The following is a 13,670-nucleotide window of genomic DNA, read 5'->3' on the forward strand; positions in this document are numbered from 1 at the left end:
CCAGCGGATTTCCGTCGGACCGGCCTATTGTCAGTGCCCTGTGCAAGCATCCGTCGTGCACGGACCGGAACGGCGTGAGGGGCGGCATGGGCACTTGGGACACCGGGCACTTCGACAATGACGCGGCGGCGGACTTCTGCGGCGGTCCGGACGCCGCGGCCTCGTCGGCGGAGGCGCCGGTGGCGGGGAGCGGTACGGGCAGCGGCGGGCCCAGGGCGTAACCCGCCCCCCGTTCGTCGCAACGGCGGGTGGCTCGGCGCTCGCCGAGCGTGCCGACCGGTCGTCAGCCACCCTGGAAACCCCGCCAGGGCTCTGACGGGGCTCTCCCCGGGACACCCCGCGAGCGACGAGGAGGCGGCATGCAGCAGCCCACCACCCGGGCCGCGGGCCCGCCCGGCGCCGTGCGCGGCTGGCTGGACGCGCTCGCCGTCGTGCTGGCCGGGCTGGTCGCGATGGCGGTGGTGGCCGTACTCGGCCTCTGGCTGGCCGGGGCCGACGACCTGCCGGACGGCGGCTTCCCCGCCGTGCTCGCCGCGACGCTCGCGCTCGCCGTCGGCGGCACCGTCCGACTCGACGGCGGCGCGGGCGACTTCGCGGCGGTGGGGGCCGGGATCAGCGCGATGCCGCTGAGCGTCTCGGTGGCCGGCGCGGTCGCGATGGCCGAGGTGTTCCTGCGGCAGCTGCGCTTGCGTGCCGTGGCCGGCGGCGGCGAACTGCTCGGGCGGATCGGCCGGACGGTGCTGCTCTGGCTGGTCGCCCTGGTGCTGCTCACCCTCGGTGCCCGGCACAGCTTCGTCGTCGCGCTCGGCGACGACCTGGCGCAGTCGCTCAGCGGCGCGCTCGGGCTCACCCCGGAGGTCGGCTTCCACGCGGACGGCCCGACCACCGTCGGCATCGGGCTGGCCTGGCTGCTGCTGGTGTTCGCGGTCACCTTCGCGGTGTCCCGGCGCGCCCCGCTGCCGCGCGCCCTGGTGCGCCACCAACTCGCCGTCCGCCCGCCCGCCTTCGCGCTCTGGCTGGTCCTGCTGGCCTACCTGGCGATCGATGCGGTGGCCGGGGTGCTGACCGCGATCGTGCACGGCAACGCCCGGCAGACCCTGGCCTTGCTGCTGCTCGCCCTGCCCGACCTGGTCTGGCTGGCCTTCGGCCTCGGGCTCGGCGCCGAGTGGCACGGCCGACTGGTCGGCGGGCTCGGCCTGCCCGTCCCCGAGCCGCTCAGCGCCGTGCTGCGCACCTCCGACGGCGGGCAGGCGACGATCAGCCTCGGCACCCTCGCGGAGCAGGACGCGCGCAGCTGGTGGCTGCTGCCCCCGGCCGCCGTCCTCCTGCTCGCGGCGGCCTTCCTGGCGGCCCGCCGCGCGCCGCGCACCGTCCGGCTCTGGCAGCACGCCGTCCGGTTCGCGCTCGCCACCGCCGTCACCGTGCTGCTGGTCGGCCTGTGGACCAGGGTGGACGCCGACTACGGGCTCTCCGTGCTCGGCGTCGGCCTCGGCCGGGGCGGCCTGGGCGATCTGCTCGGCGCCGTCCTCGGCGGCAACAACCCGTTGGCCGGGCTGGGCGGCGGCGGCCTCACCCTGCGCCCCGTGCTCTGGACGGCGGTGCCGCTCGCGGCGGGCTGGGGCCTGCTCACCGGCGCGCTCGGCGCCCTGCTCGCCACCCGGGTGCGCCACCGGGGCGAGGTGGCCGACCGGGCGGAACACCCGAATGTCCGGCAGGACGGGCCCTGACCCCGGCTCCGGGCGGCCGGGTTCAGAACGCCTCGGCCAACAGGATGACCGCCGCCGGGACAGCCTGGCCGAGGGCGCCGCGCCACAGCTTCGGCTCCGAGACGAACAGGGTGATCCCGCCCGCGACCATGAACGCGGCGATGTAGCGCACGATCGACCGGCCCGCCTCGGCGTGTCCGCTGTGCAGCAGGACCAGCCCGGCGACCAGGCCGAGCGCCAGGAAAAGGTTGTAGAAACCCACGTTGACGCGCCACAGCCGGACCTGCGGGGCGTCCGCGGTGCTGCCGGTGAGCAGGCGGCGCACCCGCGGGTGGCCGTACAGGAAGCCGAGCGCAGCAGCCCGTAGGCGTCGGTCGGGGTGGCGGGCACCACGGTCTTCACCCCGGCGTGCGCGAACAGGCTGTACGGATGGTCGGAGTGCTGTCCCGCCCAGCCGTCCCGGGAGCCCGAGCCGGGCACCAGGCAGGTCAGCGGCACGGTGGCCTGTCCGCCGGTCATCAGCGAGAACTTGTGGGCCTGGTTGACGAGTTGCTCGAAGACCAGGAACAGCAGGGACGGGGATCTGGAACTCCAGCACCGGGCGCCGGCCGGCCGGCGCGGCGCCGATCGCCATCGAGGTGAAGGCCTGCTCGGACAGCGGGGTGTCGACGATCCGCCGCGGCCCGAAGCGCTCCAGCAGGCCCAGGGTGGGCCCGGCCAGTCCGGCGCCGATGCCTCCTCGGGGGTGGGCAGCAGGGCGCGCTCGGCCTCGGTGAGCCGCCATTCGGGGGAGGCGGGGCTGTCGGGGGCGGTGGGGCTCTGTCGGCCTGCATCTCGGCGAGTGAGGCCAGGACGAAGGCGCGGATGCGCTCCTGCATGGTGGTGGGCTCCTTGTCGGGGTGGTGGTGCGAAGAGAGTCGGGGCGCGGTCAGCCGGCGGTGGCGGTGGTCGCGCGCAGGGCGGCCGGGTCGCGCAGCAGCTTTCCGGTGGCGGTGCGGGGGAGGCGGTCCAGCCGGGCGAACCGGCGCGGCCGCTTGTAGGCGGCGAGCCGGCGGGCCAGCCCGTTCTCGACGGCGTCGAGGTCGGCTCCGGCTTCGGTGGCCAGGTAGGCCTCGATCGCGCCGTCGTCGAAGACCACCACGACCTCGCGGACCCCGGGCAGCGCGGCGAGGGTCTGCTCGACCTCGGTGAGGTCGACCTTCAGACCGCCGATCGAGACCTGGGAGTCCAGCCGTCCGAGCACGGTGACCAGGCCGTCGCCGCCCAGTTCGGCGGCGTCCCTGGTGTGCAGCCAGCCGTCCGACCAGCGGGTCGGATCGTCCAGCCCGGGGTACGGGGAGGACGCCGCGCCGATCTGCAACTCTCCCTTCACCAGGCGAAGTTCCATGCCGTGCACGGGCCGCTTGGCGGGGTGGAGCGTGCCGGAGAGGTCGGTGGCGATCACCCCGGTCTCGGTCATGCCGTACATGGTGCCCAGCGGGACGCCGTAGCGCCCGGTGAACAGCGCGGGCAGGCGTGGACGGACGAGCTCGCCCGCCACGACCATCCGCCGCAGCCGGGGCAGCGGCGGAGGAGTGACCGCCCCCGCCAGCAGTTCGGCGTGGAAGGGCACTCCGAGCACGGTGGTCGGCCGGTCGCTCGCGGCGACCTCGGCGAGGATGCCCGCCGCCGTCATCCGCTCCGGCACGGTGAGCGCGACCCGGGCGTACAGACTGTTGAGCAGTCCGCCGACCAGGCCGAGCACATGCACCACCGAGGAGAGCAGGACGACCCGCTCGCCCTCGCCGGGGAACTCCACCAGACGTCGGTAGCAGTCGAGTTCACGCAGCAGATCGGACGCGGCGCGGGCGATGACCTTGGCCGGGCCGGTGGATCCGGAACTGAGCTGGATCAGCGCGTGTCCGGTCCGGGCCGCTCTCCCGTCCGCCAACGCCACGGCCACCGGCTCGACTTCGGAGAAGCCGCGCAGGGCCGCCGCGGATCGGTGAGCGGAGCCTACCAGCACCTGCGGAGCCGGCCGCACCACCGCCGCGTCGATCTCGCGGCCGGTCAACCGGTGGTCGAGCAGGGCGACTTGGGCGCCGATCCGCCAGCATGCCAGCAGCACCGCGACGAACGCCACCGAGGGCGGCAGCCGCAGGGCCACCGTCCCGCCGGGGCCGAGCCCGGCGGCCGCCAGCCGAATGGACTGCTCGTCGACCAGGGCGCGCAGGGCGTGCCGGTCGAGCGGTGCGCCGAGGCGCAGACACTCCTCGCCGCTGGGGCCGGCCAGCAGCAGCCGGTCGACCCAGGAGTCCGGGGCGTCGGAGTGCGGCAGGAAGGCGGCCGGAAGTACGGAGGGGGAAAGCCGGTCAACGCGGCTCCACACAAGTGAGGGGATTTGACATGGGCGCCATTAAAAACCCCAACGGCCAATTCCGTGGCCGTACCATGGCACAGACGTTTAATCAATCAAGGTCTATACCAATGGGGTTGTTGCTCCTACGCTGCCGAACCGGGACTGGCCCGAGCGTGGCCGTCCTGGAACGAGGAATGCCCGTGGGAGTTCTCACGCTGGCCGGGACCGAGCGCGCCGCACGCGCCCGACTCCCACCGGAAATCTGGGATTTCATCGAAGGTGGCAGCGGTGCGGAACGCGCCCTGGCGGCCAACCGGGAGATCTTCGGGCGCCATGCCCTGCGCCCGCGCCGTCCTGGCCGGCCGCCCCGCGCTCTGGGGTCTCGCCACCGGCGGCGAGGCCGCCCGCACCGGGTGATCGACCTGCTGCGCGAGGAACTGGAGCACACCATGGCCCTGTTGGGCCGACCCCGGCTCGCGGACCTGGACCGCACCGCACTCGCGCCCTGGCCCTGCCCGGCCGGCGGCCGATCCGGGTGCGGCGGTTGAACCCCTCGGCACCCGAGCGACGTAATCCCGACTGGAGGCCCGACACATGACCGAGCAGAGCGAACGATTCCCGGGCTGGGACTGGGACGACCCGGACGGCCTGGCCGTCCGCCTGGACGCCTTCAGCGAGCAGGTCGCCACCTGCGACAAGCTGGAGGCACACCCCGGCGGACCGCCGCGCGACCACGCGGGCTTCCGTGAACTCGGCCTCACCGGAATCGAGTTCGCCGCGTTCAGGACCACCCACCCGCAGGGCCTCGGCACCGACCTCGCCACCCTGCGCGGCCCCGACACCGCCACCGAACCCGGCACCCTCTACCGGGTCGACGGCGACCGCTGGTTCACCCAGCTCGACATCTCGAAGCCGCTGCCCTTCGCCGACGCCAGCGTCGACTGGGTGTACGCCGAGCACCTGATCGAGCACGTCACCACGCCCTCGCCATCGGCTGGCTGCGCGAGGCCCGGCGGGTGCTGCGCCCCGGCGGCGTGCTGCGGCTGACCACCCCCGACCTCGCCCGCTACCTGACCGGCTACGCCACCGACGACGGCTTCCTCGCCAAGCACCGGCGCCGGCTCACCACCCTCGGCTTCGGCCCGCCGATGCCCGCGCGCCCCGCCTTCCTGGTCAACCAGATCTTCCGGTGCTACGGCCACCAGTGGATCTACGACCTGGACGAGCTGCGGCACGTCCTCACCCGGGCCGGCTTCGACCCCGACCGGATCCGCCCCTGCTCCTACCGTCAGGGCGCCCGTCCGGACGTCGCCGACCTCGACACGGCCTTCCGCACCGACGAGACCGTCTACGTCGAGGCAGACTGTTAGGGCCCTCCCGACCGGCCATCTCGAACTTCCTTGGGGCACGCACCGCGCAGCGTCGCCGTCGGTCGCCCGTGCCCCGCCCGGCCCCGCGCACCGAACGGATCCGCCCATGCCCCTCCATCCCCAGGCCGAGGCCCTGCGCGCCCGGCGCGCGAGCAGCGGCACCGCACCGCTCTACACCCTGACCCTCGCCGAGGCCCGCGCCGCCGACCTCGCGGACATCCGCGCCGCGGCGGGCGCCCCCGAGCCGGTGGCCGCCGTCGAGGAGCACCGCATCCCCGGCCCCGGCGGCGAACTCGCCCTGCGGCTCTACCGCCCCGAGGCCACCGGCCGCCGACTGCCCGCCCTGCTCTATCTGTTCGGCGGCGGCTGGACGCTCGGCTCGCCCGACACCAGCGACGCCATCTGCCGCCGGCTCACCAACGCCGCCGGCTGCGTCACCGCCTCGGTCGGCTACCGGCTCGCCCCCGAACACCCCTTCCCCGCGGCACTGCACGACTGCCGCGCCGCACTGCTGCAACTCGTCGAACGCGCCGAGGAGTTCGGCATCGACCCGGACCGGATCGCGGTCGGCGGCGACAGCGCCGGCGGCAACCTCACCGCCGCGCTCACCCTCCTGCTGCGCGCCGACGGCGGCCCGGCCCTGCGCCACCAGCTGCTGGTCTACCCCAACACCGACCACCACGCCGACACCCGCTCGCTGCGCGAGAACGACGACCCGGCGCTGTTCAACCGCCGTTCGGTGGACTGGTACTGGGGCCACTACCTGGCCGACGAGGGCGACGGCGCCAGCCCGTACGCCTCGCCGCTGCGCGCCGCCACCCTGGCCGGCCTGCCGCCCGCGACCGTGCTCACCGCCGAGTACGACCCGCTGCGGGACGAGGGCGAACAGTACGCCGAGGCGCTGCGCTCCGCCGGGGTCCCGGTGCGGCAGCGCCGCTACCAGGGCATGCCGCACGGCTTCTTCGCCATGACCGGCACCCTGGACGCCGCCGCCGAGGCCCAGGCCTTCGCGGCCGAGCGCCTCCGGGAGGCCCTGCGGTGAACCTGACGCTGGAGGACCTGCACGCCTCCCTCGCCGATCCGCTGCTGGACGCGATGACCTTCCTCAACGAGGTCACCTTCCGCTACCCGGACGCCGTCTCCTTCGCCCCCGGCCGCCCCTACGAGGGCTTCTTCGAGCCCGAGGACGTCCCGGCCCACCTGGCCACCTACCTCGCCCACCTGGCCGACCGCGGCCTCGACCGGGACGCGGTGCGCACCACGCTGTTCCAGTACGGCCCGACCAAGGGCATCATCAACGAACTGGTCGCCCGCACACTGGCCAACGACGAGGGCCTGACCGTCGACCCCGAGGCCCTGGTGGTCACCGTCGGCGCCCAGGAGGGCATGCTGCTGACCCTGCGCGCGCTGTGCGCGGGACCGGACGACGTCCTGCTGGTCAGCTCGCCCTGCTACGTCGGCGTCACCGGCGCCGCCCGGCTGCTCGACCTGACCGTCCGGCCCGTCCCCGAGGGCCCGGACGGCGGCCCCGACCCGGAGACGGTCCGCGCCGCGGCACGCGCGGTGCGGGCCGAGGGGCGCCGCCCGCGCGCCCTCTACGTCGTCCCGGACTTCGCCAACCCCTCCGGCACCAGCATGCCGCTGGCGGCCCGCACCGGGCTGCTGGAGGTGGCCGCCGAGGAGGACCTGCTGGTCATCGAGGACAACCCGTACGGCTTCTTCTCCCGCACCCCGGACCGGCGGCCCACCCTCAAGGCGCTGGACCGCCGCCGCCAGGTCCTCTACCTGGGTTCCTTCGCCAAGACCTGCTTCCCCGGCGCCCGCCTCGGCTACGTGGTCGCCGACCAGGAGGTGGCCGGTCCCGGCGGGCGGCGCGGCCCGCTGGCGGACGAGCTGGCCAAGCTGAAGAGCATGACCACCGTCAACACGCCCGCGCTCAGCCAGGCCGTCATCGGCGGCATGCTGCTGACCTACGACTGCCGGCTGCGGGCCGCCAACGCCCGCGCCACGGCCCACTACGCGGCCGGGATGGACACCCTGCTGCGGGAGCTGGACCGGCACCTCCCGGCCTCCGTACGGCGCCGCCTGGGGGTGTCCTGGAACCGGCCGGAGGGCGGCTTCTTCGCCGTGCTGACGGTGCCGTTCGCCGCCGACGAGGAGGCCATGGAGCGCTGCGCCCGCGACCACGGGGTGCTCTGGACGCCGATGGCGACGTTCTACCCGGCGGGTGGCGGCGAACAGCGGCTGCGGCTGTCGGTCAGCTCGCTGACCCAGGAGCAGATCATCGACGGGGTGGCCAGGCTGGCGCCCTTCCTGGCGGCCTGAGTCCACGGACGCGCCCAAGGGGCCCGCCTCGTTTCGTGAGCCGGGCCCCTCAGTCGTCGGTCAGCCGTCGGTCGGTCCTTGGTCAGCGCACCCGGGTGGAGAACAGCCGGGCCGACCAGTACACCGCCAGGACGGTCATCGCCACGACCACCAGCAGCCCCTGCCAGACCACGCTGTCCCCGGCGTGCCCGGAGAACAGCGCGCGCATGCCCTCCACCGCCCAGTAGAAGGGGTTCCACCTGGCCGCCTGCTGGAGCCAGCCCGGCGCCAGGGTGAGCGGCAGCAGCACCCCCGACAGCAGCGCGATCGGCTGGGCGATGGTGTTGACCACCGGCGACATCGCCGCGTCGGTCGGCACCATCAGCGCGATGCCGAAGGAGATCGCCGAGGTCATCAGCGCCAGCAGGCCCAGCAGGAGGTAGGCGAGCAGCAGGTTCAGCGGGCTCACCCGCAGCCCGAACGGCAGCGCGATCAGGGTGATCAGGACGGCCTGCACCAGCAGCGCGACCATCTCCCGCAGCGCCCGCCCGAGCAGCAGGGCCAGCCGGCTCACCGGCGTCACCCGGGAGCGCTCGATGATGCCGGCCCTGAGCTTGCCGAGCAGGCTGAAGCCGGTGAACAGCCCGCCGAAGATGCACAGCACCGCCAACAGGCCCGGCACGTACACCTGGTAGGCGTCGGCATAGCTGCTGGCGCCCTGCGGGGCGAGCACCTTCTTCAGCAGCGGGGCGAACAGCAGGAGGTAGAACACGGGCTGGATGATGCCGACGGCGATCCAGATCGGCGTGCGGATCATGAGCAGCAGCTGGCGCTGGAAGATCAGCCAGGTGTCGCGGGCGAGCTTCACGGTCTCCCCAGGGGGTCAGGGCTGAGTGCGGTCAGGACTGGTGCAGCGAGCGGCCGGTGCGGGCCAGGAACACGTCGTCCAGGCTCGGCCGCTGGAGCTGCACGGTGCCGGGCGTGAGGCCCGCCGCGTCCAGGGCGCGCAGCAGCTGCGGGATGGCGGCGGCGCCGTCCTCCAGGTACAGCCGCAGCCCCTCGTCGCCGTTTGGGCTCCAGCCGGTGCAGGTACGGCTGCGGGCGCAGCACCCTGGCCGCCCGCTCGAAGGCGACCTTCCCGGCTTCCCCGGTCCTCCCGGCTTCCCCGGTCCTCCCGGCTTCCCCGGTTCTCCCGGCTTCCCCGGCGACGGCGTCCAGGCCGATCAGCACCACGTCGCCGGAGATCTCGCGCTTGAGCGCCTCGGGGGTGCCTTCGGCGACCACCTGGCCGTGGTCGACGATCGCGACCCGGTCGCAGAGCGCGTCGGCCTCGTCCAGGTAGTGGGTGGTGACGACCACCGTCATGCCCTCGGTGAGCAGCCGGCGGATCTCCTCCCAGACGTGCGCCCGGCCGGCCGGGTCCAGCCCGACCGTGGGCTCGTCCAGGAAGAGCACCCGGGGCTGGTGGATCACCCCGAGCGCGATGTCCACCCGGCGGCGTTGGCCGCCGGAGTAGGTGGCGCACGGCCGGTCGCCGAAGTCGCCCAGGTCGAAGGCCTTGAGCGCGTCCTCGGCGGCCCGGACGGCCTGCGCCTTGACGGCGCCGTACATCCGGGCCTGGAGGACCAGTTCCTCGCGGCCGCTGACGGTGTCGGTGGTGCCGCCGCCCTGGGCGACGTAGCCGATCCGTCGCCGGACTCCGGCGGGGTCGGTGAACAGGTCGGCCCCGGCGATGACGGCCTGCCCGCCGTCCGGGCGGATCGGGGTGGCCAGCATGCGCAGGGTGGTGGTCTTCCCGGCGCCGTTGGGGCCGAGGAAGCCGTAGATCTCGCCGGCCGCGACCGACAGGTCGATGCCGCGCACGGCGTCGACGGTGGGCTCCCCGCCGCCGCGGCGGGAGGTCTTCTTGCGGTAGGACTTGCGCAGTCCCGTGGTCTCGATCAACCGGAACTCCCGTACGGGGATGGGCTGCCACGGCACCTGGAGAGGCGGGGCTCGGCACCTGCGGAGGGCGGTGCTGCTGCGACACCCTGGGGTGAACCCCACCCCCGGAAACAATGGCCTAGACCAATGGACGTGCGATCTCCCGGTCTGCTAGAGGGCCTTGGCGCGAGCCGGTTCAGCCGAGCGCCTCCAGCCGGTCCGCCGCGGCCGCCGCACCGCCTCCGGCCAGTAGTTCCCGGCCGACCTGAACCGCCCGTTCCCGGTAATGCGTCGAATCGAGTACGGCCCGCAGCGCGTCCGCCAGCCGCTCCGGCGTCACGCGCGCGAGCGGCACCCGCAGGCCCGCGCCGCTTGCCGCGCCGACTGGTGGCCGAACGGCTCGGCGTCCATCCGGCCGGGCTGGTCTGGCGGTACGGGCGGCACGGCAAGCCCGAGCCGGCGGACGCCGGTGGGCTGCGGGTCAACTGGTCGGCCTCGGAGGCTCTCGCGGTGCTGGCCCTGGCCGAGGGGCGGCCGGTCGGCGTCGACATCGAGCGGCTCCATGTCGCCCGGACCGCCGAGCGGATGGCCGCCCGCTGGTTCCCGCCCGAGGAGGCGCGGTTCGTCGCGGAGCCCGCCGAACCGGCCGAGCGGGCGGCGCGGTTCACCGTGCTGTGGTGCCGCCGCGAGGCCTGCGTCAAGGCGTACGGGGGGGCTCGGGCGGTCCTTCGGCGTGCCGGTGGCCGGTCCGTCACCGTTGCCGGTGGTCGACCCGGGCGGGCTCGGCGCCGGGCCCGCGCGGCTCTGCGACGTTCCCGTGCCGGGGCCGTTCCGGGCTGCCATCGCCACCCTCGGAGAGTCGCCGATGCATGTCAACTCTCGTGTATGGAGAGTGAATTGACGATGTCTCCGGTCCGGCGACCTTTGGTCTGGACCAGCTGGCGCGGGAACCCCCGACGGCCGACCCCGAACTCACCGTGCTGCCCGCCCCGCCGCTGTCGGTCCGGCTGATGTTCACCGTCCTGCGGATCACCGGCAGCCTGGACTTCGCGCTGGCCGCCTGCCCCCAGGTGTTCGACCCCGAGGAGGCCGAGAGCTTCGCCCGGGCGCTGCCGGCGCTGCTCGCGGCCGCCGCCGAGGGGCCGGTGCCGCTCGACGACCTGCCCGCCGTGCCCGGCCCGCCGGAGGGCGGCCGCGGTGGCGAGTGGCGGCTGATCGACGGCGCCCGGATCGACCTCGCGGCCGTCCGCGCGCTCCTGGACACCGCCCTCGGCGCGCACCGGCTGTCGGCGCTCTCGGTCCGCGAGGGACGGTTGGTGGCCGAGATCGTGGCGGCCGACCCCGGGTTCGGACCCGCCGACGCCCATCGCGCGGTGCTCGACGCCTTGGCCGGCCGGGACACCGCGATGGCCCCGCACCACTACGTCGTCCGGCACGCCGCGGCGGCGGGGGTGCGGACCGAGACCGGGAGCGGACGGGACCCGGACGTGCTCGCCCGGCTGTCCGGGCTCACCTGAAGGGGTGAGCGCGGCGGTCCGCGCGGCGCTCACCCTGCCGGGCCGCCACGGCCGTCCGCCGGCCCCCGCGGGAGGTCCTCCCAGGAGCAGGCGGAGGTCTCCCCGGAGGTGAGCCCCCAGGGGTTCGGCACCCGTTCCTCGTCGCCGTCCTGCACCGGCAGCCGGTCGATCATCGCGACCAGCGCCGGCGGCAGCCGCGGCGCCAGCCCCCGGTGCACCCGGGCGGTGAGGTGGCGCCGCACGTCCTCCGGCAGCAGCGGCCGGCCCATCCGCAAGGACCGTGGCCCGGAAGGCCGTTCGGCCGTGGCGAGCTGGTCCGACCAGGCCCGCCAGTAGTCGGCGTCCTCGGTCTCACCGAGCATCAGGTGGTGCAGGTGCAGGCAGTACGCGGCCGTCCCGCTGCCCGATCCGGCCGCGAAGCGCCACCAGAACTCGGCGCCCTCCTCCTTCCCGGTGGCGTACAGCAGCGCGCCGAACACCTCGGCTCCCTCCGGCTCTATCCGGCGCGCGTTCACCAATAGGTCGAGCCCGTGCGCGGCGTCCGGCGCACCCAGCACCAGGGCCACCACCAGGCCGAGTTCGAAGGCGGCCTGCTCGTGCTCGGACGGGAGGTGGGCGGGCTCCGCCGTGATCCGGGCCTGGCGCACGGCGGCGATCCGCCCCTCGTGGTGGCGCCGCGGCCGGGGGACGCGGACCGTCGCGGCCCTCCCGTCGGCGCGGCCCGTTCCGCCCGGCGCCGGCTCCCGCGCCCCGTCCGTCACAGTTCGCCTCCGCGGTCCGGGAGTTCGCGCACCCCGAGGCCGCGCGCCAGCCGGTCCCGGGCGTGCCGGAGGTTGGAGTGCACCGTCGCCACCGGCCGTCCCAGGTACGCCGCGATCACCTGGACGTGCAGGCCGAGCAGGTACCGCAGGATCACCACGTCCCGCTGCCGGTCCGGCAGTTCGAGGATGGCCGCGTACAGCCGCACCTCGTCCGCCTCGCTGTGCAGCAGCCCGTTCGCCACCTGCTTGAAGGCGCCGATCACCGCCGCGAAGGTCACCGCCTCCACCTCGACCGGTTCCTCGACGGCGACCCAGTCCGCGACGTGCCGGTTGGCCAACCGCCAGGCGTAGGCCGCCGGTTCCTCGAAGCGCAGCACCTGCGGCCAGTAGCGGGACAGATCGGCCTTCACCGCCTCGACCACCAGCGCCGCGTCGGACCGGTTGCCTATCCGGGTCAACGCGAGGGCGTGCCAAGCGGGTTCGTGGGTCTCGCAGAAGGCGGCATAGGTGAGGTCCAGGCGGGGTCCGTGCTCGGAGCGGGGCTCGGGCACCGGGTCGACCGCCCGGTTCGTCGCCGCCGCCCGGCCGGTGCACGCCACGGTCGTCCCACCCCGGTGGCCGCGCACGGCGGCTCCCCTGTCGATCGTCATCGAGCCTGCTTTCCGTGGCCGTCGGCTGATCGCCGGGCCACCCGAGGGTCGGGCTGTCTGTGCCCATCCTCATTGCATCAGGCCTGTCACTCCAGGCTGCAATCCGAATACAGATTGTCATCTCATGGGCTTCAGCGATTCATAGGAACAATCGGAAGGTGTTCGGAACGTGATTGGCTCCCGTACGTCCTGGGCAGCAACCGACCGATCGGGATCGGAGCCGATCGGGGGCGGAGCCAAGGGGGATCACGATGGGCCGTTACGACGGGGTGGACCTCCGGTTGACCGTGCCGCACCCGGCCCGGATGTACGACTACTTCCTCGGCGGCTTCACCAACTTCGCCGCCGACCGGGAGGCCGCCGGGCACGCCCTCGCGGTGGCGCCCTGGCTGCGTACCGGCGCTCGGGCCAACCGTTCCTTCATGCACCGCTCGACCCGGGTGCTCGCCGAGGCCGGCTTCGACCAGTTCCTCGACATCGGCACCGGCATCCCCACCTCGCCCAGCCTGCACGAGACCGCCCAGCGCATCCGGCCCGAGGCCCGGGTGGTCTACGCCGACAACGACCCGATCGTGCTCTCGCACGCCCAAGCCCTGCTCACCGGCACCCCCGGGGGCCGCACCGCCTACGTCGAGGCCGACGTCACCGACCCGGTCCACCTGCTCGCCACGCCCGGCCTGCGCGAGACCATCGACCTGGCCCGGCCCGTCGCGCTCTCCCTCAACGCCCTGCTGCACGTCGTGCCCGACGAGCTCGGCGCGCACCGGCTGGTCGAGCACCTCAAGTCGGCCCTCGCCCCCGGCAGCGCCCTGGTGATGACCCACGTCACCGCCGAGTTCGCGCCCGAGTCCGCCCCCGGCCCGGCCCGTGTCCACTCCGCCGGCCCGGGCGCCGACGCCGCCGCCCGGGCTCGGACCCGACCGGAGATCGCCCGCTTCTTCGACGGCTGGACCCTGCTCGACCCGGGCGTCGTCCCCACCCCGCGGTGGCGGCCGTCACCCGGCGAGACGCCGGTCGCCCCCGCGGAGGCCTCGGCGTACGCGGCGGTGGCCGTCAAGCCGTGAACTCCACGGGAAAATCCGGCTGCTGACGAACCATCGG

The 13,670-nt window shown here is 74.4% G+C and carries 17 protein-coding genes; 10 read left to right on the forward strand and 7 right to left on the reverse strand.

Annotated elements, in window-relative coordinates:
• Window positions 1–86: 86 nt before the first annotated feature.
• A complete protein-coding gene (locus QWJ13_RS19075) occupies window positions 87–221 on the forward strand; it encodes a DUF4259 domain-containing protein (protein ID WP_316525857.1) in 135 nt (44 codons plus the stop codon).
• A gap of 138 nt (window positions 222–359) precedes the next feature.
• The gene (locus tag QWJ13_RS19080) at window positions 360–1,727 is read left to right on the forward strand and encodes a streptophobe family protein (RefSeq protein ID WP_316525859.1); all 1,368 of its coding nucleotides are present in this window, start codon (window positions 360–362) and stop codon (window positions 1,725–1,727) included.
• Between the two features lie 22 nt (window positions 1,728–1,749).
• Here QWJ13_RS19080 and QWJ13_RS19085 read toward each other — a convergent pair whose 3' ends face one another.
• Window positions 1,750–2,031 carry a DUF1304 family protein gene (locus QWJ13_RS19085; RefSeq protein ID WP_316525861.1) on the reverse strand — a complete coding sequence of 94 codons (282 nt, stop codon included), beginning with the start codon at window positions 2,029–2,031 and terminating at the stop codon, window positions 1,750–1,752.
• A gap of 603 nt (window positions 2,032–2,634) precedes the next feature.
• Window positions 2,635–4,074 carry a class I adenylate-forming enzyme family protein gene (locus QWJ13_RS19095; RefSeq protein WP_316525862.1) on the reverse strand — a complete coding sequence of 480 codons (1,440 nt, stop codon included), beginning with the start codon at window positions 4,072–4,074 and terminating at the stop codon, window positions 2,635–2,637.
• Between the two features lie 170 nt (window positions 4,075–4,244).
• Here QWJ13_RS19095 and QWJ13_RS19100 point away from each other — a divergent pair, with 170 nt between their 5' ends.
• The 5 genes from QWJ13_RS19100 (at window position 4,245) to QWJ13_RS19120 (ending at window position 7,739) form a co-directional block, all read left to right on the forward strand.
• Complete coding sequence (locus QWJ13_RS19100; protein WP_316525863.1) at window positions 4,245–4,592, forward strand: alpha-hydroxy-acid oxidizing protein; 348 nt, start codon at window positions 4,245–4,247, stop codon at window positions 4,590–4,592.
• 46 nt (window positions 4,593–4,638) lie between these two features.
• Window positions 4,639–5,091, forward strand: coding sequence for a hypothetical protein (locus QWJ13_RS19105; protein ID WP_316525865.1), 453 nt, complete (start codon window positions 4,639–4,641; stop codon window positions 5,089–5,091).
• Window positions 5,061–5,414, forward strand: a complete 354-nt coding sequence (locus QWJ13_RS19110) for a class I SAM-dependent methyltransferase (RefSeq protein WP_316525867.1) — start codon at window positions 5,061–5,063, stop codon at window positions 5,412–5,414. The genes QWJ13_RS19105 and QWJ13_RS19110 overlap by 31 nt, the downstream gene beginning before the upstream one ends.
• A 106-nt stretch (window positions 5,415–5,520) precedes the next feature.
• Window positions 5,521–6,456 (forward strand): alpha/beta hydrolase, encoded by a 936-nt coding sequence (locus QWJ13_RS19115; RefSeq protein WP_316525869.1) that lies wholly within the window; start codon window positions 5,521–5,523, stop codon window positions 6,454–6,456.
• Entirely contained in the window at window positions 6,453–7,739 is a 1,287-nt protein-coding gene (locus QWJ13_RS19120; protein WP_316525870.1) for an aminotransferase-like domain-containing protein, read from the forward strand. The genes QWJ13_RS19115 and QWJ13_RS19120 overlap by 4 nt, the downstream gene beginning before the upstream one ends.
• Before the next feature lie 82 nt (window positions 7,740–7,821).
• On the opposite strand, the gene QWJ13_RS19125 is transcribed toward QWJ13_RS19120, so the two are convergent.
• The 3 genes from QWJ13_RS19125 to QWJ13_RS19140 form a co-directional block, all read right to left on the reverse strand.
• On the reverse strand, window positions 7,822–8,586 hold the full coding sequence (locus tag QWJ13_RS19125; protein WP_316525871.1) for an ABC transporter permease: 765 nt from the start codon (window positions 8,584–8,586) through the stop codon (window positions 7,822–7,824).
• The gene (locus QWJ13_RS34375) at window positions 8,583–9,662 is read right to left on the reverse strand and encodes an ABC transporter ATP-binding protein (RefSeq protein WP_432277550.1); all 1,080 of its coding nucleotides are present in this window, start codon (window positions 9,660–9,662) and stop codon (window positions 8,583–8,585) included. The genes QWJ13_RS19125 and QWJ13_RS34375 overlap by 4 nt, the downstream gene beginning before the upstream one ends.
• 175 nt (window positions 9,663–9,837) lie before the next feature.
• On the reverse strand, window positions 9,838–9,981 hold the full coding sequence (locus tag QWJ13_RS19140) for a hypothetical protein (protein WP_316525872.1): 144 nt from the start codon (window positions 9,979–9,981) through the stop codon (window positions 9,838–9,840).
• A 170-nt stretch (window positions 9,982–10,151) separates the two neighbouring features.
• Here QWJ13_RS19140 and QWJ13_RS34380 point away from each other — a divergent pair, with 170 nt between their 5' ends.
• Both QWJ13_RS34380 and QWJ13_RS19145 read left to right on the forward strand, forming a co-directional pair.
• A complete protein-coding gene (locus QWJ13_RS34380) occupies window positions 10,152–10,652 on the forward strand; it encodes a 4'-phosphopantetheinyl transferase family protein (protein ID WP_432277559.1) in 501 nt (166 codons plus the stop codon).
• Window positions 10,619–11,158, forward strand: a complete 540-nt coding sequence (locus QWJ13_RS19145) for a hypothetical protein (protein WP_316525873.1) — start codon at window positions 10,619–10,621, stop codon at window positions 11,156–11,158. The genes QWJ13_RS34380 and QWJ13_RS19145 overlap by 34 nt, the downstream gene beginning before the upstream one ends.
• 29 nt (window positions 11,159–11,187) lie before the next feature.
• Here QWJ13_RS19145 and QWJ13_RS19150 read toward each other — a convergent pair whose 3' ends face one another.
• Complete coding sequence (locus QWJ13_RS19150) at window positions 11,188–11,919, reverse strand: hypothetical protein (protein WP_316525874.1); 732 nt, start codon at window positions 11,917–11,919, stop codon at window positions 11,188–11,190.
• Entirely contained in the window at window positions 11,916–12,569 is a 654-nt protein-coding gene (locus tag QWJ13_RS19155; protein WP_316525875.1) for an RNA polymerase sigma factor, read from the reverse strand. Before QWJ13_RS19155 ends, QWJ13_RS19150 begins: the two co-directional genes overlap by 4 nt.
• A 251-nt stretch (window positions 12,570–12,820) precedes the next feature.
• On the opposite strand from QWJ13_RS19155, the gene QWJ13_RS19160 reads away from it, so the two are divergent.
• Complete coding sequence (locus QWJ13_RS19160; protein WP_316525876.1) at window positions 12,821–13,633, forward strand: SAM-dependent methyltransferase; 813 nt, start codon at window positions 12,821–12,823, stop codon at window positions 13,631–13,633.
• The last annotated feature ends 37 nt before the right edge of the window (window positions 13,634–13,670 follow it).

Origin of the sequence: Kitasatospora brasiliensis, from assembly GCF_032654805.1 — a bacterium.
GTDB classification, from domain to species: domain Bacteria; phylum Actinomycetota; class Actinomycetes; order Streptomycetales; family Streptomycetaceae; genus Kitasatospora; species Kitasatospora brasiliensis.